Source organism: Marinobacterium nitratireducens (genome assembly GCF_014645375.1).
Lineage (GTDB): Bacteria > Pseudomonadota > Gammaproteobacteria > Pseudomonadales > Balneatricaceae > Marinobacterium_A > Marinobacterium_A nitratireducens.
The window spans coordinates 38,748-59,851 of record NZ_BMLT01000011.1 but is presented as its reverse complement, the minus strand read 5'-3'; the positions used below and the strand labels follow the sequence as shown (position 1 = coordinate 59,851).

General features: G+C 63.9%; 20 protein-coding genes and 5 tRNA genes. 16 read left to right on the top strand and 9 right to left on the bottom strand.

Annotation, left to right across the window (positions count from 1 at the left end; translation table 11 throughout):
• Positions 1-4 precede the first annotated feature (4 nt).
• The gene (locus IEX85_RS18965; RefSeq protein ID WP_188862198.1) at positions 5-1,078 is read left to right on the top strand and encodes an SO_0444 family Cu/Zn efflux transporter; all 1,074 of its coding nucleotides are present in this window, start codon (positions 5-7) and stop codon (positions 1,076-1,078) included.
• A gap of 118 nt (positions 1,079-1,196) precedes the next feature.
• On the opposite strand, the gene IEX85_RS18960 is transcribed toward IEX85_RS18965, so the two are convergent.
• Positions 1,197-2,126 (bottom strand): LysR family transcriptional regulator, encoded by a 930-nt coding sequence (locus tag IEX85_RS18960; RefSeq protein WP_188862197.1) that lies wholly within the window; start codon positions 2,124-2,126, stop codon positions 1,197-1,199.
• Between the two features lie 87 nt (positions 2,127-2,213).
• Here IEX85_RS18960 and IEX85_RS18955 point away from each other — a divergent pair, with 87 nt between their 5' ends.
• Both IEX85_RS18955 and ansA read left to right on the top strand, forming a co-directional pair.
• Positions 2,214-2,837 (top strand): hypothetical protein, encoded by a 624-nt coding sequence (locus tag IEX85_RS18955; RefSeq protein WP_188862196.1) that lies wholly within the window; start codon positions 2,214-2,216, stop codon positions 2,835-2,837.
• Positions 2,838-2,872: 35 nt separating this feature from the next.
• Complete coding sequence (gene ansA, locus IEX85_RS18950) at positions 2,873-3,886, top strand: asparaginase (RefSeq protein ID WP_188862195.1); 1,014 nt, start codon at positions 2,873-2,875, stop codon at positions 3,884-3,886.
• Between the two features lie 170 nt (positions 3,887-4,056).
• Here the strand turns inward: ansA and IEX85_RS18945 are convergent, their stop codons facing one another.
• Positions 4,057-4,575 carry an MOSC domain-containing protein gene (locus tag IEX85_RS18945; RefSeq protein ID WP_188862194.1) on the bottom strand — a complete coding sequence of 173 codons (519 nt, stop codon included), beginning with the start codon at positions 4,573-4,575 and terminating at the stop codon, positions 4,057-4,059.
• Positions 4,576-4,726: 151 nt separating this feature from the next.
• Here IEX85_RS18945 and IEX85_RS18940 point away from each other — a divergent pair, with 151 nt between their 5' ends.
• Positions 4,727-6,436, top strand: a complete 1,710-nt coding sequence (locus tag IEX85_RS18940) for a potassium/proton antiporter (protein WP_188862193.1) — start codon at positions 4,727-4,729, stop codon at positions 6,434-6,436.
• Between the two features lie 152 nt (positions 6,437-6,588).
• On the opposite strand, the gene IEX85_RS18935 is transcribed toward IEX85_RS18940, so the two are convergent.
• The 7 genes from IEX85_RS18935 to hemA all read right to left on the bottom strand — a co-directional run bounded on the left by IEX85_RS18935 (position 6,589) and on the right by hemA (position 11,774).
• The gene (locus IEX85_RS18935) at positions 6,589-6,942 is read right to left on the bottom strand and encodes a RidA family protein (RefSeq protein ID WP_188862192.1); all 354 of its coding nucleotides are present in this window, start codon (positions 6,940-6,942) and stop codon (positions 6,589-6,591) included.
• A 210-nt stretch (positions 6,943-7,152) separates the two neighbouring features.
• A complete protein-coding gene (locus IEX85_RS18930; protein WP_188862191.1) occupies positions 7,153-7,563 on the bottom strand; it encodes a CoA-binding protein in 411 nt (136 codons plus the stop codon).
• Positions 7,564-7,635: 72 nt separating this feature from the next.
• Positions 7,636-8,388, bottom strand: a complete 753-nt coding sequence (locus tag IEX85_RS18925; protein ID WP_188862190.1) for a molybdopterin-synthase adenylyltransferase MoeB — start codon at positions 8,386-8,388, stop codon at positions 7,636-7,638.
• Positions 8,375-8,497, bottom strand: a complete 123-nt coding sequence (locus IEX85_RS24150; protein ID WP_268238100.1) for a hypothetical protein — start codon at positions 8,495-8,497, stop codon at positions 8,375-8,377. The genes IEX85_RS18925 and IEX85_RS24150 overlap by 14 nt, the downstream gene beginning before the upstream one ends.
• Positions 8,484-9,344 (bottom strand): peptide chain release factor N(5)-glutamine methyltransferase, encoded by an 861-nt coding sequence (prmC, locus tag IEX85_RS18920; RefSeq protein ID WP_188862189.1) that lies wholly within the window; start codon positions 9,342-9,344, stop codon positions 8,484-8,486. The genes IEX85_RS24150 and prmC overlap by 14 nt, the downstream gene beginning before the upstream one ends.
• A 5-nt stretch (positions 9,345-9,349) precedes the next feature.
• Positions 9,350-10,438, bottom strand: a complete 1,089-nt coding sequence (gene prfA, locus IEX85_RS18915; protein WP_188862188.1) for a peptide chain release factor 1 — start codon at positions 10,436-10,438, stop codon at positions 9,350-9,352.
• 64 nt (positions 10,439-10,502) lie between these two features.
• Positions 10,503-11,774, bottom strand: coding sequence for a glutamyl-tRNA reductase (gene hemA / locus IEX85_RS18910; protein ID WP_188862187.1), 1,272 nt, complete (start codon positions 11,772-11,774; stop codon positions 10,503-10,505).
• A gap of 155 nt (positions 11,775-11,929) precedes the next feature.
• Here hemA and IEX85_RS18905 point away from each other — a divergent pair, with 155 nt between their 5' ends.
• From IEX85_RS18905 to IEX85_RS18850, 12 genes are all read left to right on the top strand, one after another.
• Positions 11,930-13,633, top strand: a complete 1,704-nt coding sequence (locus IEX85_RS18905) for a tetratricopeptide repeat protein (RefSeq protein ID WP_188862186.1) — start codon at positions 11,930-11,932, stop codon at positions 13,631-13,633.
• Positions 13,633-14,247, top strand: coding sequence for a lipoprotein insertase outer membrane protein LolB (gene lolB / locus IEX85_RS18900; RefSeq protein WP_188862185.1), 615 nt, complete (start codon positions 13,633-13,635; stop codon positions 14,245-14,247). Before IEX85_RS18905 ends, lolB begins: the two co-directional genes overlap by 1 nt.
• Positions 14,248-14,331: 84 nt before the next feature.
• Positions 14,332-14,406: transfer RNA gene (locus IEX85_RS18895), tRNA-Gln, on the top strand.
• A 67-nt stretch (positions 14,407-14,473) separates the two neighbouring features.
• Positions 14,474-15,415 (top strand): ribose-phosphate pyrophosphokinase, encoded by a 942-nt coding sequence (locus tag IEX85_RS18890; protein WP_188862184.1) that lies wholly within the window; start codon positions 14,474-14,476, stop codon positions 15,413-15,415.
• Positions 15,416-15,543: 128 nt separating this feature from the next.
• A complete protein-coding gene (locus IEX85_RS18885) occupies positions 15,544-16,143 on the top strand; it encodes a 50S ribosomal protein L25/general stress protein Ctc (RefSeq protein ID WP_188862183.1) in 600 nt (199 codons plus the stop codon).
• Positions 16,144-16,165: 22 nt separating this feature from the next.
• Positions 16,166-16,753 (top strand): aminoacyl-tRNA hydrolase, encoded by a 588-nt coding sequence (pth, locus tag IEX85_RS18880; protein ID WP_188862182.1) that lies wholly within the window; start codon positions 16,166-16,168, stop codon positions 16,751-16,753.
• A 17-nt stretch (positions 16,754-16,770) separates the two neighbouring features.
• The gene (gene ychF / locus IEX85_RS18875; RefSeq protein WP_188862181.1) at positions 16,771-17,862 is read left to right on the top strand and encodes a redox-regulated ATPase YchF; all 1,092 of its coding nucleotides are present in this window, start codon (positions 16,771-16,773) and stop codon (positions 17,860-17,862) included.
• A gap of 198 nt (positions 17,863-18,060) precedes the next feature.
• Positions 18,061-18,137: transfer RNA gene (locus IEX85_RS18870), tRNA-Met, on the top strand.
• A gap of 35 nt (positions 18,138-18,172) precedes the next feature.
• A tRNA-Gln gene (locus IEX85_RS18865) sits at positions 18,173-18,247 on the top strand.
• Positions 18,248-18,266: 19 nt separating this feature from the next.
• Positions 18,267-18,343: transfer RNA gene (locus IEX85_RS18860), tRNA-Met, on the top strand.
• 18 nt (positions 18,344-18,361) lie between these two features.
• A tRNA-Gln gene (locus IEX85_RS18855) sits at positions 18,362-18,436 on the top strand.
• 221 nt (positions 18,437-18,657) lie between these two features.
• The gene (locus IEX85_RS18850; RefSeq protein ID WP_188862180.1) at positions 18,658-20,790 is read left to right on the top strand and encodes an EAL domain-containing response regulator; all 2,133 of its coding nucleotides are present in this window, start codon (positions 18,658-18,660) and stop codon (positions 20,788-20,790) included.
• Positions 20,791-21,104: the final 314 nt, after the last annotated feature.

Below are 21,104 nucleotides of genomic sequence, written 5' to 3'. Positions count from 1 at the left end.
CGCAATGCTGACCGACTTTCTGCACAACCTGCTCGATCTCTACCTCGACACCGCCTTCTGGCTGCTGGCGGGTCTGATGCTGGCCGGCGTGATCAAGCGCTGGATACCGCAGGCGCTGGTACGCCGCTGGCTGGACGGCAAGGGGCCCGGCACCGTGGTGCGGGCCTCGCTGATCGGTGCACCGCTGCCGCTCTGTTCCTGCGGCGTGCTCCCGGCCGCCATCGGGCTGCGCCGCGCCGGCGCCTCCAAACCCTCGACGGTCTCCTTCCTGATTGCCACACCCGAAACCGGCGTCGACTCGGTCGCGCTTTCCTACGCCCTGCTGGGACCGGTTCTGGCGGTGATCAGGCCCGTGGCGGCCGTTATCAGCGCCATCTTCAGCGGCCTGCTGGTACTGGGTCTGGACGACAAGCGGGATGAAACGCCCGCTCAGACAGCGTCCCCGGCCAGCTGCTGCAGCAAAAGCCACGATAGCTGCCATACCGGTCAGACCGACGGACATACGACGGATACCGGGGAAAGCTTTATCGACAGCCTGAGCGACCTGGTCGACGATATCTCGGCGTGGCTGGCCTTCGGGCTGGTGCTGGCGGCGCTGGTCAGCACCCTGGTCGAGCCGTCGGCACTGCTGGAGGTGGGCGACAGCGTCTGGACGCTGCTGCTGATGCTGCTGGTCGGTCTGCCACTCTATATCTGCGCCACCGCCTCGACGCCGCTGGCCGCCGCCATGCTGGCCGCGGGGCTCTCCCCCGGCGCTGTGCTGGTGTTCATGCTGGCAGGCCCGGCAACCAATATCGCGTCGCTCGGCGTACTTGGCCGGGAACTTGGCGCGCGCACCGTGGCACTTTACCTGGCCGGCATCTGCTCGAGTGCACTGCTGCTCGGCTTCGCCACCAACCTGCTGCTCGGCGGCGGTCAGTACCCGCTGCCGCTGCAGACGCCGGCAGACTCCGCCGGCGGCGTTATCTTTACCGCCGTGCAGTGGATCTCGGGGCTGCTGTTGCTGCTGCTGGCAATACGCCCGCTGCGGCGCCGCCTGCTGCCGGCCGAAACTGAAAAAAGCTGTTGTGACTCCTGAAAGGTGATGGTGCGGTTCACTCCGTTCACCAGCACCCTACTTCAGCGCGGCCTCCTGTAGGGTGCCGCTGAGCGAAGCGATGCGCACCGCAACGCCACTCAGAGCGGGTACCGAGCGCTTACCTCAGGCTTTCGGCCAGCAACTCGGCGTAGGGATTGTGTTCGCGCAGAGCCTCGACAAACCACTGCAGCGCGCGCCCGCGGTTGCTGCTGTGCCAGGCTATGTAGTGACTGTGGTCAGTACGCACCAGCTCCACCGCTATTTCCCTGAGCTCGCCGCTAGCCAGGTATGGGGCGGCGCGAAAGCGCGGCAGGTAGCCGATTCCGAGACCCGCCAGGTGTGCTTTCAGCTTGGCATCCATGTCCGGAACGAACAGTCGCGACTGGCTCTCCACCAGGCCGTAGGTCAGCGCCGGCAGGCGCTTAGAACTGTCGGGAATGACCACCGAGGTAAAACGGCGCAGCACGTCACGCTTGACCGGCTGCTCCAGCGCGCAAACCGGGTGGTCCGGTGCCGCCACGTAGCAGAAGGCGCCCTCGGGCATCAGCGGTAGCGGCAGGGTATCGTAGCTGCGACCTTGCGGCGGCAGCCCCGGCGCGCCGATCACCAGGTCCGCCCGTCCCTCGTGCAGGCAGTCCCAGGTACCGGCGAGGGTTTCGTAGCGCAGCGCCAGGTGAATATCCGGCTGCACCTTCTGAAAACGCCGCAGCAGCGGAAAAATCAGCTCGATCGGAAAGATACCGTTGATGGCGATGGTCAGCTGCGCCTCCCAACCGTGCGCCATGCGCTGCGCCATCTCGGCCAGCGACTCGGTCGCCTCGAGAATCTGGCGCCCGTGCTGCAGCAGCATGCGTCCGACCGGCGTCAGCACCATGCGCCGCCCCTGCTTCTCGAACACCTTGATATCGTGCTCTTCCTCCAGTCGCTGCACCGTATAGGTAATGGCCGAGGGCACCCGGTACAGGGCTTCGGCCGCAGCGGCGAAGCTGCCGTGGCGATCGATGGCGTCCAGCACCTTGAGGGCTTCGAGGGAAATCTGAGCGGGCATACGTCATCCTGAGATAGAATCGGACACATCAGATTCTAACCGACAGCAACCCGCCGCGGGGGCTTTCATCGACCGGGAAACCTTCTCATGCTCAATCCGTTCCGGGACAGCCGACCGGAAAAACTGCTCAAGGCGCTCGAACAGAACGATGAGGCCGCGCTCGTCAAAGTTGTTGCCAAAACCGACGCCGAATTTCTCGGCCGCCCGCTGCGCGATGGCTATACTGCCGCGGAACTGGCCATTCGTGCGGGCCGGCCGAAACTGCTGGCGCAGCTGCTGGCCGCCGGCGCCGACGCCAACGGCAGCGGACGCGATGGCCGCAGCCTGCTGTACTGTGCGCTGCAGCAGCCCGAAGCCAGCCTTGCGCTGCTCGACGCGCTGCTGCTGTCCGGAGCCGACCCGAACAGTCCGGCCCCCGAAGAACCGCCGGCCCTGCACCTCTGTTTCGACCAGTGCCCGCCCCATCGGCTTATGCTGCACCTGAGCCGCCTGCTGCAGGCCGGCGCCGATATCGACGCCAGGGCCCCGGACGGTCTCTCGCTGATCGAGCGTGCAATACTCACGCAGCGACGGGAGCTGATACACTTTGTCATTCACTCAGGGTGCGCCTTTCCCGAACGGGCGCCCGGTTCGATCGACGCAGACACCTGGGACTATGCCCTCAGGTGCCGTCAGGACTACCGGATCCGGCAGCAGTTTCTCGCCCCCTGAACGGTCCTCGCCGGCAGCGACCCTGGAGAAAGTGTATGAAATCCAACGTTCTGATCATCCATACCGGCGGCACCATCGGCATGCATCCGTCGGATCAGGGATACGTACCGGTACCCGGCTTCGAGGCGCTGCTGCGCGAGCGTCTGATCGGCCAGGCGCAACAGAACCTGCCCCGCTTCGACCTGCTCGAGTTCGAGCACCTGATCGACAGTTCCAATATCCAGCCATCGGACTGGACCCGCATCGGCCACACCCTGATCGATCACTACGGCCAGTATGACGGTTTCGTGATTCTCCATGGCACCGACACCATGGCCTACACCGCTTCCATGCTGTCATTCATGCTGCAGGGGCTCGACAAGCCGGTCATACTCACCGGTTCCCAGATCCCGCTGATCGAGCCACGCAACGATGCGCTGGACAACCTGATCACCGCACTGATCCTGGCGGGCAACTACCGGATACCGGAGGTGGGGCTGTATTTCAACGGCCGCCTGTTGCGGGGAAATCGAGCCTGCAAACTGCGCGCCTCAGGCTTCGACGCCTTCGATTCCCCCAACTGCCCCTGGCTGGGGCAGGTCGGCATTCATATCGAGCTGCAGGACCACCTGCTACTGGAACGGGACTCACCGCGCTTCAAGGTACCGGAGTTCAACCCCGAGGCGGTGTCACTGCTGCATCTGTATCCGGGAATGCCAGGCTCCATCGCCGCCGGACTGCTGCAGAATCCTGCCCTGAAGGGGCTGCTGATCCGCAGCTTCGGCGTCGGCAACCCGCCGGATCGTAATCGCGAACTGATGGACGCCCTGGCCGACGCCGAACGGCGCGGCATCGTCGTCGTCAACCTGACCCAGTGCCTTCAGGGACGGGTCAGTCAGGGCGCCTATGCCACCGGCGCCACCCTGAACCGCCTGGGCGTGGTCGCTGGCGGCGACCTGACCGTTGAAGCCGCCTTCACCAAACTGCACTTTCTGATTGCCATCGGCTTGACCGCCGAACAGATCCGGTCGCAGATGCAAGCCCCGATTTGTGGCGAGCAGAGTGCGTAGGATGGGTCAAGCGATGCGGTGGTACGCTTTTTCCGCCACCTCGTTATTCGGGCATCGCGGACCCATCATATCGATCGCAGTACAGATCGATTGGTATCGGTCGGCACAGAGTCATCCCGGACCTGGGTTCTTGGCGCGATTCGCCTCTTCGCTCAAGGCGCCCTACGCGGTCATTGAAGAGGTTGGGTATCAACGCCTTCATGATCCTCTAGCGCGATAACCCGGTCACCAACCCGGATCGCCCCGCCCTCGACCACCCGGGCGCAGAGCCCGCCAATGCCTCGCATGGCATTGAAGCCTCCGGGCCCGAGCGCCTTTTCCATCCGCGAGCAGGGGTGACACTGTCCGGCTCCCGCCAGTACCACTTCGCCGATGCGAAAGCGCCGGCCGCTCAGCGCCTGCAGGCTGATGCCGCTGACCAGCAGATTGCGCCGCAGCAGACGCGGGTCGATGAATTCGACATGCAGCAGCGAGGCCAGCACTCCGAGCATTTCGGCCTGGAACAGCGTTACCTGGCGCTTGCTGTCGAGCCTTCCGGAAAAGCGGTCGCCGACAATACCCTGCCCCGGTACCACCTCGGCCTGCGGCAGACTCAGCATTGCCTCGTCGCGGGCCGGGCGCACCAGTATCTGTTCGAGACGGCCCTGCTGCGGCAGCGTCGCCAGCAGCTTTGCCATATTGCCCCGCATCGGCTTCCCTCCCCGTTGCCGCCAGGCGGCACCACCGTATAATAAAGTTTCGCTCCCACCCGCCGCGCCTCGAGAAAAGAACAAGACACAGGGGCTGTTGACGTCTGTGGACCCGTCCAGCCGACGCAACTTCAACTCAAGGATAGAACGCATGACCTCCCTGTTCCTGCTCGTCGGAGCCCTGATGCTGATGCTCAGCATCCTGCTCAGTCCGCTGTCCAACCGTGTCGGCATGCCGGTGCTGTTGCTGTTTCTCGGCGTCGGCATGCTCGCGGGCGAAGACGGCATCGGTCATATCCAGTTCGACGATTTCGAAACCGCCTTTCTGGTCGGCAACCTGGCGCTGGCGGTCATCCTGCTGGACGGCGGCATGCGCACCCGCGGCGAAACCTTCAGGGTCGGCCTGCGCCCTGCACTGCTGCTGGCCACCATCGGTGTGCTGGTGACCGCACTGATCACGGGGCTGGCGGCGATGCTGATCTTCGACCTGCCGCTGATCGACGCGCTGCTGGCCGGCACCATCGTCTCGTCCACCGACGCCGCAGCGGTCTTCGCGCTGCTGCAGGGGCGTGGCCTAAACCTCAACGCCCGTGTCGGCGCCACGCTCGAGATCGAATCCGGCAGCAACGATCCGATGGCAATCTTCCTCACGCTGGTGCTGATCGAGCTGATCACCCTGGGCGAGGCCGCCTCGCTCTGGTCTGCCCCCTTGATGCTGATTCAGCAGTTTGGCATCGGGGTACTGTGCGGCTGGCTTGGCGGACGCCTGCTGGTCTTCCTGATCAACCGCGTCGATCTGGTGACGGCGCTGTACCCGCTGCTGGTGACCGCATCCGGGCTGGTGATCTTCGCCGGTACCAACGCCCTTGGCGGCAGCGGTTTCCTGGCGATCTATCTGGCCGGTGTCCTGCTCGGCAACCATCGCGTACGCATGATGCCCGCCATCCTGCAGGTGCACGACGGCCTCGCCTGGCTGGCCCAGCTGTGCCTGTTCCTGATACTGGGCCTGCTGGTCGATCCGTCCGAACTGCTGGTCATCGCGCCGGCCGGCCTGCTGCTGGCCGCGGTGCTGATTCTGCTGGCGCGTCCGATGGCGACCTTCGGAACCCTGTGGCCATTCAGGTTCAACCTGCGCGAGACAAGCTTTATCGCCTGGACCGGCCTGCGCGGCGCCGTGCCCATCGTGCTGGCGCTGTTCCCGGTCATGGCCGGGATCGAACAGGCACCGCTGCTGTTCAATATCGCCTTCGTCATCGTACTGGTATCGCTGGTGATACAGGGCACCAGCCTGGCACCGGTCGCCCGCCTGCTGAAGCTGGAGGTGCCGGGCCACGAAGAGGCACACCGTCGCATCCCGATCGATGTGCCGGCGGTCGGCGAGCACGAGCTGCTGCTGTTCCGGCTGCAGGGAGAGCGCTGGACGCGGCCGGCTCCGCTGGGCGGCCTGCGTCTGCCTCCGGACAGCGGCATCGCGGCAGTATTTCGCGACGGTAGCTACCTGCCACCGCTGGCGGAGACCTGCCTGCAGGATGGCGACCTGATCGCGGTCGTCGGCCGGCCGGACCAGATCGACACCCTGGGGCACCAGTTCAACGCCCCCCATGGTCCTAAACACCTGGCGGAAATGGCGTTCTTTGGCGAGTTCGTCCTCAACGGCGAGGCGCTGCTGTCCGACGTCGAGCAGGCGTATGGCATCCGCATCGGCGAGGAAGACAAGCAGCAGACGCTGTCCGCCTGCATTGCCCGTCACCAGCACGGGCACCCGGTGGTCGGCGACAGCCTGATGCTGGGCCCGGTCACCCTGGTGGTGAAGGAGATCGAAGGCGACAGCGTCACCCGGGTGGGCCTGAAGCTGCATTGATTTTACGGGTTACGGGTTACGGGTTACGGGTTACGGGTTACGGGTTACGGGCGATTGTCACGCGTAACCCGTAACACGTCACGACTCCCCGTGCTCCCCAAAAACAACGAAGGCGCCCGTTGGCGCCTTCGTTGGGAAAAACATCCCGCCCCTTACTTCTTCACTGCCGCGGTCACGGAAACCTCGACCAGCAGCTCGGGGCGCGCCATCCGCGCTTCGACGCAGGCACGGGCCGGCGCATGACCTTCGGGAACCCAGGCATCCCAGACGGCGTTCATGGCGGCGAAGTCCTTCATATCGCGGATGTAGACGGTCGCCGACAGGATGTGTTCGCGGTCGCTGCCGGCCTGCTCCAGCAGTCGGTCGACCTTGGCCAGCATGGTGCGGGTCTGCTCGGCAATGTCGGCGTTGGCGTCTTCGGCCACCTGGCCACAGAGGTAGACGGTGTCGTTGTGGATAACGATCCGGCTCATGCGCTGGCCGGTTTCCATGCGGGTAATGCTCATATCGGGAATCCTGTAAGCTGTCGTGGAGTGGTCCGCGATCAGGGCGACGACCGGCAAGGCCTGCGCCGCTGCCGTTCCACCCTCGGGTCTGAAGTCGTCAGGCTGTATATTTTAATGGCACCAACGACAACGACCAGGAAAATATTCTCAAAATACCGCCAGCCCCCAGAAAATTAACCTGAATTTTCAGGCCTGACAGCAAAGCCTCCTTCACAGCCCCAGGCGCGGGATTTCCAGTGCCGGGCAGCGATCCATCACCACACCCATGCCGGCGCCCATCGCCCGCTCGGCCGCCGGCTCGTTGATCACGCCCAGCTGCATCCATACGGCCTTGGCATGGGCCTCGATGGCGGCATCGACGGCATCGCCGGCATCGACCGAGTTGCGGAAAATATCCACCAGGTCGATCGGTTCCTCGATCTCCGAAAGCGAAGCGCGCACGGCCTGACCATGAATGGTACCGCCGGCTTCGTTGGGGTTAACCGGGATCACGCGATAGCCCTTGGCCAGCAGATATCCCATCACCTGATGGCTGGCCCGGTGCGGCCGCGGGCTCGCCCCCACCAGCGCGATGGTTTTGCTGTTCACCAGAATATCGCGAATGATCTTGTCGTCACTCAAAACTTTTCTCCCATCGGGCCGGCGCCGGTCGCCTGGCTCGCAATGACGTCGGAGCGTCTCGTTGTTTTTAACTCACCCAACCTGACTACAGACCGAACATTGGGGGTCTTTTTTCAGTTTCAAGGTCCGCCAGTCCATGCTGTGGGCATCCAGCAACTGCAACCGCCCCACCAGCGGACGGCCGATATTCGCCAGCACCTTGAGCGCTTCCATCGCCTGCACCGAGCCGATGATGCCGACCAGCGGCGACAACACCCCGGACTCGGAGCACGTCAGCCCCTCTTCCTCGCCTTCGCGGTACAGACACTGGTAGCAGGGCGAGTCGGGCTGGCGGGGATCGTACACCGCCACCTGGCCCTCCAGGCGAATAGCGGCACCGGAAACCAGCGGCCGCCCGTGGCGGAAGCAGGCCCGGTTGATGGCGAAGCGGGTAGCGAAGTTGTCGCAGCAGTCGACCACCAGATCGACGGTCTCGACCAGCTCCTCCAGCCGCTGCGGCGAGAGCCGCTCGCACAGGGTTTGGATCGCGATATCGGGATTTAGTGCCGCCAGGGTTTCCCGCGCCGATTCCACCTTGGGTCTGCCGATGCGGCCGCTGTGGTGGACGATCTGACGCTGCAGGTTGCTGAGATCGACGTCGTCGTCGTCCACCAGCACCAGCGAACCGACACCGGCGGCCGCCAGATACATGGCGACCGGACTGCCCAGCCCACCGAGACCGACGATCAGCACCCGGGCATTCAGCCAGGCCTCCTGGCCCTCGATTTCCACTTCAGGCAGCATAATCTGCCGGCTGTAGCGCAGTAACTGTTCATCGCTGAGCATTGAGACCCTCCCCGGCAACCCTGGAAAAACGGCGGCCGATTTCCACTTCCACTATCCGGCAGAGCCCGATCTGCCGGCTGTAACGCAGTAACTGTTCATCGCTGAGCATTATCGTTCTCCTCGTCCGCTACCCCCGGCCAGCGCCCGAGCGTGACCCTGTCCCTGCCCCCCAGGTCTGTGGCCGTCCCGACAGCCTCGTAACCCAGACCCGCCAGCAGTTCGCGCACCGCTGCGCCCTGGTCGTACCCGTGCTCGAACAGCAGCCAGCCGCCCGACACCAGGTAGTCGCGGGCGCCATTGGCGATCAGGTCGATATCGGCAAGCCCCCGATTCCCGGCGACCAGTGCGCTGCGGGGCTCGAAGCGCACGTCGCCCTCATCCAGATGCGGGTCGGCCGGATCGATGTAGGGTGGATTGCTGACAATCATCGAAAAGCGCCCATCGAGCGGCTCGAACCAGCTGCCGCAGACGAAGCGGACGTTGTCGATGCCAAGGCGCAGACGGTTGCGCTCGGCCAGCGTCACCGCCTCCGTCACGCGGTCGCAGCCGGTGACCTGCCAGCGGGGCCTCTCACTGGCCAGCGCCAGTGCAATGGCGCCGGTGCCGGTGCCGAGGTCCGCCACCGCGTATTCGCCGTCCGGCAGACGCGCCAGCGCCTGCTCCACCAGCGTTTCGGTATCGGGACGGGGAATCAGCGTCGCCGGGCTGACTTCGAGCTCCAGCGTCCAGAAGCCGCGCCGGCCTGTCAGATGCGCGACCGGCTCGCCGGCCCGGCGCCGCGCCAGCAACGCCTCGAAGGCTTCCGACTCGCCCGCGTCCAGCTCCCGTTCCGGGTGCATGAAGAGGTAGGTGCGGCCGCAGCCCAGCAGATGGCACAGCAGCAGTTCGACGTCGAGCCGCGGGCTGTCGCTGGCGGTCAGCAACGCTGCGCGCGCCAGCGCCTGAGCAATGGTCATGGCGGTTACTGCTCGTCGGACAGGGCGCCCAGCTGCTCGGTCTGATATTCCACCAGCAGCGGGTCTATCACAGCGCCCAGTTCGCCGCCCATCACTTCCTGCAGCTTGTAAAGCGTCAGGTTGATGCGATGGTCGGTGACCCGTCCCTGGGGAAAGTTGTAGGTGCGGATGCGCTCCGAGCGATCGCCACTGCCAACCAGGCTCTTGCGGGTGCTGGCCATCTGTGCGGCCTGGCGCTCCTGCTCCGCCGACTGCAGGCGCGCCGCCAGCAGCGACATGGCCTTGGCGCGGTTTTTGTGTTGCGAGCGTTCGTCCTGGCACTCCACCACCACACCGGTGGGGATGTGGGTAATGCGAATCGCCGAATCGGTCTTGTTGACGTGCTGCCCGCCGGCACCGGAGGCCCGGAAGGTATCGACGCGAAGGTCGGCCTTGTTGATGGCGATCTCGGCGGTCTCGTCCATCTCGGGCATCACCGCCACGGTGCACGCCGAGGTATGGATGCGTCCCTGGGACTCGGTTTCAGGCACCCGCTGCACGCGGTGTGCGCCGGACTCGAACTTCAGTCGCGAATAGACATCCTGCCCCACCACCCGGGTGATGATTTCCTTGAAGCCGCCGTGCTCACCCTCGCTGGCGCTGATCACCTCGATACGCCAGCCCTGCTGTTCGGCGTAGCGGGAGTACATGCGGAACAGGTCGCCGGCGAAGATCGCCGCCTCGTCGCCGCCAGTGCCGGCGCGCACTTCGAGAAAGACGTTGCGGGCGTCATTGGGATCCTTGGGCAGCAGCAGGATCTGCAGCTCCGCTTCCAGCTGCTCGATGCGCGCCCGGGCGCCGTCGATCTCGTCACGCGCCATTTCGCGCATCTCGGGATCGTTGTCCTCGAGCATCAGTTCGGCTTCGGCCAGGTCGTCGAGCGCGCCGCGATAGGCGTTGAAGCTCTCCACCACCGGCTCGAGCTCGGCGTACTCGCGGGACAGATCGCGGAAGCGGTTCTGATCGGCGATGATTTCGGCGTCGCTCAACAGCGCCGCCACTTCCTCGTAGCGGTCGCCAAGCCGCTCCAGTTTCTGTCGGATTGAAGCTTTCATGGATGGGTATCCAGCGAATTCGGTTTGCCGGCGGGGACGCAGTGCACCCCCGTCGCGGCCATGATCATGAGTCCTGCCCCGGATTATCCGAGAGCTGAAAGAGTTCCTGCGCCAGTTGCAGCAGGTCGGTGCGGCCGTCGGCGCTGGCCTTGCGCAGCTGGATCGTCGGCGTATGCAGTACCTTGTTGGTCAGACGGTTGGCCAGCAACTGCAGTACCTCTTCCGCCGGTTTGCCCCGGCGCAGCTGCTTCAGCGCCTGCTGCAGCGCTTCGTCGCGATGCACCTCGGTGCGCGTGCGCAGGGCGGTCAGGGTATCGACGGCCTCCAGCTCGCGCAGCTGGCGCATGAACGCGCTGGCACCGCTCTCGATGATCGCCTCGGCCTCCAGCGCCGCCATTTCGCGGGAACGCTGATTTTCCTCGATCACTTCCTGCAGGTCGTCGACGCTGTAGAGGTACACGTCGTCCAGCTCCCCGACCTGGGGCTCGATGTCCCGCGGCACCGCAATGTCGACCATGAAGATCGGCTTGTGCTTGCGTTTTTTCAGCGCCCGCTCGACCGCGCCCTTGCCGAGTATCGGCAGCTGGCTGGCGGTCGAGGCGATCACGATATCGCTCTGCGCCAGCGCGTCGGGAATCTCGCCCAGCAGAATGGCGTCGGCACCGACCGATTCGGCCAGCGACCGCCCCCGGCTCAGGGTGCGGTTGGCCACGGTCATGGACCTGACGCCGGCCTGCTTGAGGTGACGGGCCACCAGTTCGATGGTTTCGCCGGCGCCGATCAGCAGCGCCCGGCTCTTGCCCAGATCCGAGAAAATATGCTGCGCCAGACTGACCGCGGCGTATGCCACCGACACCGGATTCTGGCCGATCGAGGTATCGGTGCGCACCTGCTTGGCGACGGCGAACGTCTGCTGGAACAGGCGACCGAGCTCGGCGCCGACCAGACCGTGCTCCTGCGACAGCGCGAAGGCGGATTTGAGCTGACCGAGTATCTGCGGTTCGCCGAGCACCAGCGAGTCCAGCCCGCTGGCGACCCGCATCATGTGCTGCGCGGCGTCGTTGTCCCAATACATGTAGGAGCAGGACTGCAGCACCTTGGGGTCGAGCCGGTGGTACTGACCCAGCCACTCGAGCAGTGCCCGCGAGCCTTCCAGGTCGGTCGAGCAATAGAGCTCCGTGCGGTTGCAGGTCGACAGAATCGCCATCTCCCGCAGTTTGACCGAGACGCGCGCACGCTCCAGGGCATCGACCAGCTGCTCCGGCGTAAAAGCCACCTTTTCGCGCACATCCAGCGGCGCGGTCTTGTGGTTGATCCCAAGCGCCAGTAGAGCCATTTAAAAGTCGCACAACCTCTACGGAAATATTCAGGCGCGTAATCATACACCTTCTTGGCGCCAAACAGAAAACGCATCAGGTGCTGTGCATGACAGCCCCCCTCGGCCTGCTCTATAGTGACCGGAATGATCCAAGGGAGCTGAACCTTTCGCCCATGAACAAGACTCTGTTCGGCACATTGCTGGGAACGCTGCTTATTGCCGGCTGCAGTTCGCAACCCGCGCCAACCGAAAATATCGCCGATATCCCGCTTGAGCCCGTAACGCAGGTGCCGGGCGAGTTCAACCGCGAATCCCTCTACCAACTGCTGCGGGCCGAGTTGTCGGGCCAGCGCCGCCAGTTCGACGAGGCGCTGGAGATCTATCTCGAACAGGCCCGTATCACCCGGGATCCGGCCGTGGCCGAGCGCGCCACACGGATCGCCCAGTATCTCCAGCGCCCGGACGAAATGCTGCAGGCCGCCCGGCTGTGGACAGAAGCCGATCCGGACAACCCCGAACCCTATCAGCTCGCGGCCAGCCTGATGCTGCACCAGGGCGACTACCAGGCCGCGCTGCCGCTGATGGAGCAGGCGATGGCGGCCGACAGCCGCCAGGCCCTGGCGCTGCTCAGCAGTCAGTCCGACAGCATGAGCCCCGAAGTCCTGGATGCCTACATCGCCATGATCAGCCGCCTGCTGGCGCGCAACCCGGACGACGTCAACCTGCTGCTGACCCGTGCCCAGCTGCTCAAGCAGCTGGACCGCAGCGACGCCGCGCTGGCCGATTTCGACCGGGTGCTGGCACTGGAGCCGGACAACCTCGACGCCGTGATGCTCAAAGCCGAGCTGCTGCGTCTCAACGATCGCAGCCGCGAAGCCCTGCGCCTGATCCGGCCGTTCCAGCAACGCTTCGGAGACAACCGCCAGCTGCAGGTGCTGCACGTGCAGCTGCTGTTCGAGAGCGATGCCGGCCGGCAGGCGGTGCTCGCGGCCCAGGATCTGACCCGACGTTTTCCCGACGACCATCAGCTGCACTATTACCTCGCCCTGCTGATGCTGGAAAACGACCGGCTGGTAGACAGTCGCGAAGCGCTCGAAGCCCTGCTGGAAGTCGAGCCGGACAACACCGCGCCCTACTTCTATCTCGGCTACATCGCCCAGACCCGTGGCGAGAAGGAGAAGGCGATCGGCTACTTCGGCCAGGTCGAGGAAGGGCCCAACCTGTTCCAGTCCTTCGCCCGCACGCTGAACATGCTCGACCGCGACGAGGACTTCGCCCGCGTCGCCATCATTCTCGAAGAAGGTCGCGCCCGCTTCCCGGAACTGGCGACCCGTCTTTACACCTTGCAGGCCGAGTGGCTCAACCTGCACGGCCATCGCGAAGAAGCCGTTGCGCTGCTGGACGCCGCCATCGAAGCCGAGGGCGACGAAGTGGCGCTGCTATATACCCGCGCCATGCTGATCGAGCCCGACAACTTCGAGCAGATGGAAAGCGATCTGCGCCAGGTACTGGAGATCGAGCCCGACAATGCCAGCGCCCTGAATGCGCTTGGCTATACCCTGACGGTCCATACCCAACGCTATAACGAAGCCCTCGACCTGATCGAGCAGGCGCTGGCGCTGAAACCGGACGATCCGGCCATCCTCGATTCCATGGGCTGGGTGCTGTTCAAGCTCGGGCGTCTCGACGAAGCCATCGACTATCTGCAGCGCGCCTACGAAAACTTCCCCGAACCCGAGGTTGCCAGCCACCTGATCCGTGCCTACTGGGCCGACAACCAGCGCAACCGCGCCCGCGAGTTGCTGGAACTGCACCTGAGCGAGGATCCGCAGAACGAGCACCTGCGCGAAGCGGTCGAGTATATCGGAGGCAAATGATGCGCCGCCTGCTTTTACTGTGCCTGACCCTGACACTGGCCGGCTGCGGCGCCTTCAAGGCGCAGCCGCCGCTGCCCGCGACGGGCAGCTGGGAGGATTACCAGCAACGCGTGGCGGCGCTGCAGCAGTGGTCTCTGGACGGCAAGGTCGGCATTCGCACCGCCGACGACAGCCACTCGGCGCGTCTGCAGTGGCAGCAACAGCCGGGCGACTACCGGATTCTGATCAGCGGTCCGCTGGGCCAGGGCGGCGCCCGCATCGACGGTAACGACCAGGGGGTGATCATCGACGTGGCCGGCGAGGGACGCTTCAGCGCCCAAAGCCCCGAGGAGCTGTTGCAGCAACTGCTGGGCTGGAGCTTCCCGGTCCGTCAGGCCAACTACTGGGTGCGGGGGCTGCCGGCCCCCGGACTTTCCTATACCCCCACCTTTCTGGAAAATCGGCTCGCATCCCTTGAACAGGGCGGCTGGATCATCCATTATTCCGCCTACGCGAAGGACGGCGGACCGGGCCTGCCCCTGCGAATCAGGCTGCAGCGGTCGGATCTGACCATCATGGTCGTCATCAAGGAGTGGGAGCTGCCCGCTGCATCGAATACCCAAACAACGTTTTGAGCGTTTTCAGGGTTGACCTCGAGAAGCAGTTTGAGCAGAATATGCGCCTTCTTTCGGGAGGCAAACCTCCAAAAGGAGAGATACTGGGGTATCGCCAAGCGGTAAGGCACTGGATTCTGATTCCAGCATGCGGAGGTTCGAATCCTCCTACCCCAGCCATTTACCCATGACTTACTCCCTGTCAGATACGAATCCCAACTCCGCAACTACCGAGAAGGTGCTCTCCGTGTCTAGAATGATGGTCTTCACGGGCAATGCAAACCCGGAACTGGCCCAGAAAGTCGTCGAGCGCCTCGACATCCCGATGGGCAAGGCACACGTCGGCCGCTTCAGCGACGGTGAAGTCAGCGTCGAGATCCAGGAAAATGTCCGCGGCAAGGATGTCTTCATCATCCAGTCGACCTGCGCTCCGACCAACGACAACCTGATGGAGTTGATCGTACTGGCAGACGCCCTGCGTCGCGCCTCGGCTACCCGTATTACCGCGGTTGTACCCTACTTCGGCTACGCCCGCCAGGATCGCCGCCCGCGTTCGGCCCGCGTCGCCATCAGCGCCCGCGTCGTCGCCGACATGATTTCCGCTGTCGGTATCGACCGCGTCCTGACCGTCGACCTGCACGCCGACCAGATTCAGGGCTTTTTCGACACTCCGGTGGACAACGTATACGGCTCCCCGGTGCTGCTCGACGACATCATCGACCAGCAGTACGAAAACGTCATGGTGGTATCCCCGGACGTTGGCGGCGTGGTACGTGCCCGTGCCGTGGCCAAGCAGCTCGACTGCGATCTGGCGATCATCGACAAGCGCCGCGAGCGCGCCAACGAATCCCAGGTCATGAACATCATCGGTGACGTCGAAGGCCGCACCTGCATCCTGGTCGACGACATGACCGACACCGCCGGCACCCTGTGCAAGGCAGCCAAGGCCCTGAAGGACAATGGCGCCGCCCGCGTATACGCCTACGCCACCCACCCGGTGCTGTCGGGACCGGCGATAGAGAACATCAACGGCAGCGTGCTGGACGAGCTGGTTGTCACCGACACCATCCCGCTGTCCGAGGCGGCCCAGGCCTGCCCGAAGATCCGCCAGCTGACCCTGGCGCCGATGCTGGCAGAGGCGGTGCGCCGCGTCTGCAACGAAGAATCCATCAGCGCGATGTTCCGCTAAGCCGGAACCGTGCCTGGACTGCGCCGTTGCCGAGACCGGTGACGGCAACGCTCCCGCGAGGAGCAAACTGATGCTGCAAGGCCTTGGTCGCGAGGCGTTGCAGCTTTTATTTATTGAAGGAAACATCCATGAGCAACTTTGTAATCGAAGCAGTATCCCGCGAGGACCAGGGCAAAGGTGCGAGCCGCCGCCTGCGTGCTGCGCGCCAGATCCCGGGCATCATCTACGGCGGCGCCGAAGACAAGAACCCGGTATCTATCGCCGTCTCCGCCAACGAGCTGTACAAGCAGCTGGACGACCAGTCGTTCTTCTCGTCTATCCTGACGCTGAAACTTAACGGCGAAGAGCAGAAGGTCATCATCCGTGACCTGCAGCGCCACCCGTCCAAGCCGCTGGTTCTGCACGCTGACTTCCAGCGCGTCTCCGACGACAGCAAGATCCGCATCACCGTGCCGCTGCAGTTCGTCAACTTCGAAAAGTCCGCCGCCTCCAAGGCCGCTGCCAAGTTCGCAGTCGAGAAGAACACCGCCGAGATCCTCTGCCGTGCCGACCAGCTGCCGGAAGGCCTGAGCGTCGACCTGAGCAACGCCGAAGCCGGCCAGGTACTGCACCTGTCCGACATCAGCCTGCCGGAAGGCGTCGAGATCGTCGCACTGCGTCGCGGCGAAGACCACGACCAGGGCATCGGCTACGTCTACGCTCCGCGTGGCGCCAAAGCCGGCAAGTAAGGCTTTAGCCTGAGGCGCCGGCATGAATGACAGGATCCAATTGATCGTCGGGCTCGGAAATCCGGGCGACAAGTATCATCAGACCCGTCACAATGCCGGCGCCGAATTCGTCGAGCTGCTTGCAGCTCGACACAACTGCAAGCTGGTACCGGAACGCAAGTTCCAGGGCCATTACGGCAAGATTCTGCTGCACGGCCAGCCGGTTCATCTGCTGATCCCCCATACCTTCATGAACCTCAGCGGTCAGGCCGTCGCGGCCCTCGCTGGCTTCTACAAGATTCCCCCCGAAGCTATTCTGGTCGCCCACGACGAGCTCGACCTGCCCCCTGGCGTTGCGCGCCTCAAGCGCGGCGGCGGACACGGCGGTCACAACGGCCTGCGCGACATCATCTCCCGGCTGGGGAACGACAAGAATTTCTACCGTCTGCGATTAGGAATCGGCCATCCCGGCCACAGCAGTCAGGTTGCCGCCTTCGTGCTGAAAAAAGCGCCGTCCGCCGAGCGCGACAAGACGCTCGCTGCCACCGACGAAGCGCTGCGCTACCTGGATGCCGCCGTCGCCGGCGAATGGGCCCGTGCAATGAACGGGCTGCATACTTTCCAAGCTTAATCGACAGGACCACCATCATGGGTTTCAAATGCGGTATCGTCGGCCTGCCCAACGTGGGCAAGTCCACCCTGTTCAACGCCCTGACCAAGGCGGGCATTGACGCCGAGAACTTCCCCTTCTGCACCATCGAGCCGAACGCCGGCGTGGTGCCGATGCCGGATCCGCGCCTCGACGCCCTGGCCGAGATCGTCAAGCCCGAGCGCGTGATTGCAACCACCATGGAGTTCGTCGATATCGCGGGCCTGGTGGCCGGCGCCTCCAAGGGCGAGGGCCTGGGCAACAAGTTCCTCGCCAACATCCGCGAGACCGACGCCATCGCCCACGTGGTGCGCTGCTTCGAGGACGAGAACGTCATCCACGTCGCCAACCGCATCCACCCGCTCGAAGACATCGAAACCATCAACCTCGAGCTGGCGATGGCCGACCTCGACTCGGTCGAGAAGCAGCTGCAGCGCGTCGTCCGTACCGCCAAGGGCGGCGACAAGGATGCCATCCGCGCCAAGGCGCTGCTGGAAAAGCTGCTGCCGCACCTCGAAGAGGGGCAGCCGGTCCGCGCGCTGGAACTCGATGACGACGAGCGCAAGCTGGTGCGCAGCTTCCACCTGCTGACCACCAAGCCGACGCTGTACATCGCCAACGTCGCCGAAGACGGCTTCGAGGACAACCCTTACCTGGACCAGGTCCGCGAACTGGCGGCCGCCGAAGGCGCCGAAGTGGTCGCGATCTGCAACAAGCTGGAATCGGAGATCGTCGAGCTCGACGACGAAGAGCGCCAGGAGTTCCTGCAGGACCTGGGCATGGAAGAACCGGGCCTCGACCGTGTCATCCGCGCCGGCTACAACCTGCTGGGCCTGCAGACCTACTTCACCGCCGGCGTCAAGGAAGTGCGCGCCTGGACCGTCAAGGTCGGCGCGACCGCACCCCAGGCCGCGGGCGTTATCCACACCGACTTCGAAAAGGGCTTCATCCGCGCCGAAGTGGTCAGCTACGATGACTTCATCGCCTACAAGGGCGAACAGGGCGCCAAGGAAGCCGGCAAGTGGCGCCTCGAAGGCAAGGATTACATCGTCAAGGACGGCGACGTGGTGCACTTCCGCTTCAACGTCTGATTCATGCGGAGCGGTCTCCTACAGGGCAGGAATTGCCGTAGGAGCCCGTGCTGCGGGCGAGCTCCTGGCGCTTGTGGTGCGCCGTGCTTCGCCTGGCAGCGCCCTACGCAAACCGAGAGCCCGAAAAACGATTTTTTTCGCCCAAGCTGTTGACAGCAAAGCGAAAACAGAGAATAATTCGCGACCTCGACAGGGCAAGGCAATGTAGCTCAGTTGGTTAGAGCAACGCATTCATAATGCGTGGGTCGCAGGTTCGAGTCCCGCCATTGCCACCATTTCTGAACAGGAATAGCAGCCAGGTCGATATTGCAGGGGTATCGCCAAGCGGTAAGGCAACGGGTTTTGATCCCGTCATGCGGAGGTTCGAATCCTCCTACCCCTGCCATCTTCTGCAAGAAAGCAGTGGCAATGTAGCTCAGTTGGTTAGAGCAACGCATTCATAATGCGTGGGTCGCAGGTTCGAGTCCCGCCATTGCCACCATTCTGCTTTCGACATTGTTGGGGTATCGCCAAGCGGTAAGGCACTGGATTCTGATTCCAGCATGCGGAGGTTCGAATCCTCCTACCCCAGCCACTTCCCCCGAAAGCACAATCGATCAGTCAGCCAAGCGCCGCAGGGCACCATGAGTGCAACGAATCGTGCCGATCCTCCCCGGTTACATCGGCCTGCTCCGCGGACCCTTCCAGCCAGCCGAATGACTGATCCGATACGTCGGGCGTCCTGACAGCCATTTGCAAAACCGCTACACTTGAGCAACACCCGGTCCATGGATAGACGGTTTCTGGATACTCGAAATGTCCGACGCGAATCAGCTCAGCAGTACCGGCGACAACGCCCTGGCAGACGTCGACAGCGGCGAGCGCCGCCGTTTGCGCAAGAACGTCCACATCCTCTTTCTGGGCCTGGGCCCACAGGACACCGATCCCATCATCTCGCTGCTGCGCGCCGCCCGCCTCGCGCCGCGCGGCCGCCAGATCGAACAGGAACGCGATTTCCTCGAGGCCCTGAGCGAGCGCTCCTGGGATCTGGTGATCTGCTCCCCCAACGAGGGCGAACTCAAGAACAGCCGTGTGCTGCATCACCTGATACGCCTGGACAAGGACATTCCGGTTGTTCTGCTGACCGATGACAGCGACTGCAGTCGCTCGGTGCGCGGACTGAAAGACGGCATGCGGGCGGTGGTCAGCAAGCAGGACAACGAACTGCTGTTGCTGACGCTGCAGCAGGAGCTGGAAGGGCTGGAGACACGCCGGCAGCTGCGCCTGGCGGAATCGCGTCTCAGCGACGCCGAGCGCCGCTGCCAGGAGCTGATGGAGGTCTCCAGCCACGGTATCGCCTGCCTCGACGGCGAACGACTGGTCTACGTCAATCCCTGCTTCTGCCACCTCTTCGGCCACGAGGACAACCGCGCCCTGATCAACCAGCCGTTCGAGCAACTGGTGATTGCCGAAGACAGGGAAGAGCTCAGCGAACAGCTGCGCGCGTTCAAGGACGCGCGTCGCAAGGACATGCTGATGCAGGTCTCAGGCGAGCGCGCCGATGGCAGCAGCTTCGTCGCCAATCTCGAAATGGAAGAGGCGCGCTACAACGGCCAGCCCTGCATCCTGCTGATGATTCGCCCGGACCGCCAGTTCCGGGAGCTGCAACAGACCGCTCAGCAGGACCTGGTGACAGGGCTCTACAACCGCCAGTTTCTCGAACACAGCCTCGAGGAGGTCATTCAGCATGCGCTGGACGGCGGCCACGACTGCAACCTGCTCTACATCAGCATCGACCAGTACAACATCATCCGCTCGGAGATCGGCTTCGAGGGCTGCGACCAGGTTGCCCGGGACATTGCCGACCTGCTGCGCAAGCTCATCAACCGGGCGCACCTGATCGCCCGCCCCAGCGACGATATCTTCATCGTCATCTTCCGCGATCCCAGCCCTGACAAGTCGGTGAAACTGGCACGCAGGATCTGCGAGGCGGTGGCCGACAACAGCAGCATGGTCAACAACACCCTGCTGCAGGTCACCTGCTCGATCGGTATCACCACGATCAACGACAACTCGCCGCGACCCGAAGAGCTGGTCTCCCGCGCACGTCTGGCGGCCGAAAGCCTGCGCAACCGCCAGGGTGGCGGCAACGGCGTCAAGCTCTACACTGTCGAGACGCAGAAGGCCAACGACGGCAAGACCGCCAAGATGCTGCGCGAGGCCGTCGAGGCGGAGCGCTTCCGCCTGCTGTTCCAGCCGGTGGTGGCGCTGCACCAGGAAACGGACATCAACCACTACGAAGTTCTGCTGCGGCTGCTGGATCCGGATAACCGGGAAATATCGCCGAACATCTTCCTCGCCACCGTCGACCATGCCGATCTCAGCATTCAGATGGACCGCTGGGTCATCATGGAAAGCCTGCGCCAGCTGCGCACCGAGCTGGAACAGGGCAAGCGCAACCGCCTCTTCATCAGCATCACCGGCAGCACGCTGAAGGACAAGGACCTGGTAAGCTGGCTGTCGGAAACCCTGCGGGAGTTCCGCCTGCCGGCGGACCGCATCGTGTTTCAGCTCAGCGAAACCGACGTCTCGTCACAGCTTCCCGCCGCCACCGAGTTCGCCCGGGCGGTCAAGGAGCTGCACTGCCATATCTGCATCAAGCACTTCGGTACCTCCACCAGCTACAAGGAGGTGATCAAGGCGATCCCGGCGGACTACATCAAGATCGACGGCTCCTACGTACAGGACCTGGCCAACGGCCACGCTCACGACAAGAGCTTCAGGCGCATGGTGGAGCAACTCAACGCCATGGACCGCGTCACGGTCGCCCCACTGGTCGAGGGTACCAAGGTGATGAGCAAACTCTGGAAATCCGGCGTCAACTTCATCCAGGGCTACTATCTGCAGCCCCCGCGCGAACGCATGGATTACGACTTTTTCGAGCATTGAGTGGGGCGTGAGGCGTGAGGCGTGAGGCGTGAGGCGTGAGGCGTGAGGCGTGACAGGCTAAGCCTCACGGGTGACGCGTCCACTTCGGTGACGGGTGACGGGTGACGGGTGACGGGTGACGGGTGACGGGTGACGGGTGACGGGTGACGGGTGACGGGTGACGGGTGACGGGTGACGGGTAGGATGGGTCAAGCGATGCAGGGGCACAAGGATCACGTTGCCTCCCATTCCGGGCATCGCGGACCCATCATATCGATCGTATTGCAGATCGATTGATCCCGGCGGGCACTGAAGTCGGGATGTGCGCCAACGAC

Bases quoted from the DNA above. Each gene is read 5' to 3' on its own strand.
- IEX85_RS18965 (WP_188862198.1), top strand. From the start codon at position 5: ATGCTGACCGACTTTCTGCACAACCTGCTCGATCTCTACCTCGACACC.
- IEX85_RS18960 (WP_188862197.1), bottom strand. From the start codon at position 2,126: ATGCCCGCTCAGATTTCCCTCGAAGCCCTCAAGGTGCTGGACGCCATC.
- IEX85_RS18955 (WP_188862196.1), top strand. From the start codon at position 2,214: ATGCTCAATCCGTTCCGGGACAGCCGACCGGAAAAACTGCTCAAGGCG.
- ansA (WP_188862195.1), top strand. From the start codon at position 2,873: ATGAAATCCAACGTTCTGATCATCCATACCGGCGGCACCATCGGCATG.
- IEX85_RS18945 (WP_188862194.1), bottom strand. From the start codon at position 4,575: ATGCGGGGCAATATGGCAAAGCTGCTGGCGACGCTGCCGCAGCAGGGC.
- IEX85_RS18940 (WP_188862193.1), top strand. From the start codon at position 4,727: ATGACCTCCCTGTTCCTGCTCGTCGGAGCCCTGATGCTGATGCTCAGC.
- IEX85_RS18935 (WP_188862192.1), bottom strand. From the start codon at position 6,942: ATGAGCATTACCCGCATGGAAACCGGCCAGCGCATGAGCCGGATCGTT.
- IEX85_RS18925 (WP_188862190.1), bottom strand. From the start codon at position 8,388: ATGCTCAGCGATGAACAGTTACTGCGCTACAGCCGGCAGATTATGCTG.
- IEX85_RS24150 (WP_268238100.1), bottom strand. From the start codon at position 8,497: ATGCTCAGCGATGAACAGTTACTGCGTTACAGCCGGCAGATCGGGCTC.
- prmC (WP_188862189.1), bottom strand. From the start codon at position 9,344: ATGACCATTGCTCAGGCGCTGGCGCGCGCAGCGTTGCTGACCGCCAGC.
- prfA (WP_188862188.1), bottom strand. From the start codon at position 10,438: ATGAAAGCTTCAATCCGACAGAAACTGGAGCGGCTTGGCGACCGCTAC.
- hemA (WP_188862187.1), bottom strand. From the start codon at position 11,774: ATGGCTCTACTGGCGCTTGGGATCAACCACAAGACCGCGCCGCTGGAT.
- IEX85_RS18905 (WP_188862186.1), top strand. From the start codon at position 11,930: ATGAACAAGACTCTGTTCGGCACATTGCTGGGAACGCTGCTTATTGCC.
- lolB (WP_188862185.1), top strand. From the start codon at position 13,633: ATGCGCCGCCTGCTTTTACTGTGCCTGACCCTGACACTGGCCGGCTGC.
- IEX85_RS18885 (WP_188862183.1), top strand. From the start codon at position 15,544: ATGAGCAACTTTGTAATCGAAGCAGTATCCCGCGAGGACCAGGGCAAA.
- pth (WP_188862182.1), top strand. From the start codon at position 16,166: ATGAATGACAGGATCCAATTGATCGTCGGGCTCGGAAATCCGGGCGAC.
- ychF (WP_188862181.1), top strand. From the start codon at position 16,771: ATGGGTTTCAAATGCGGTATCGTCGGCCTGCCCAACGTGGGCAAGTCC.
- IEX85_RS18850 (WP_188862180.1), top strand. From the start codon at position 18,658: ATGTCCGACGCGAATCAGCTCAGCAGTACCGGCGACAACGCCCTGGCA.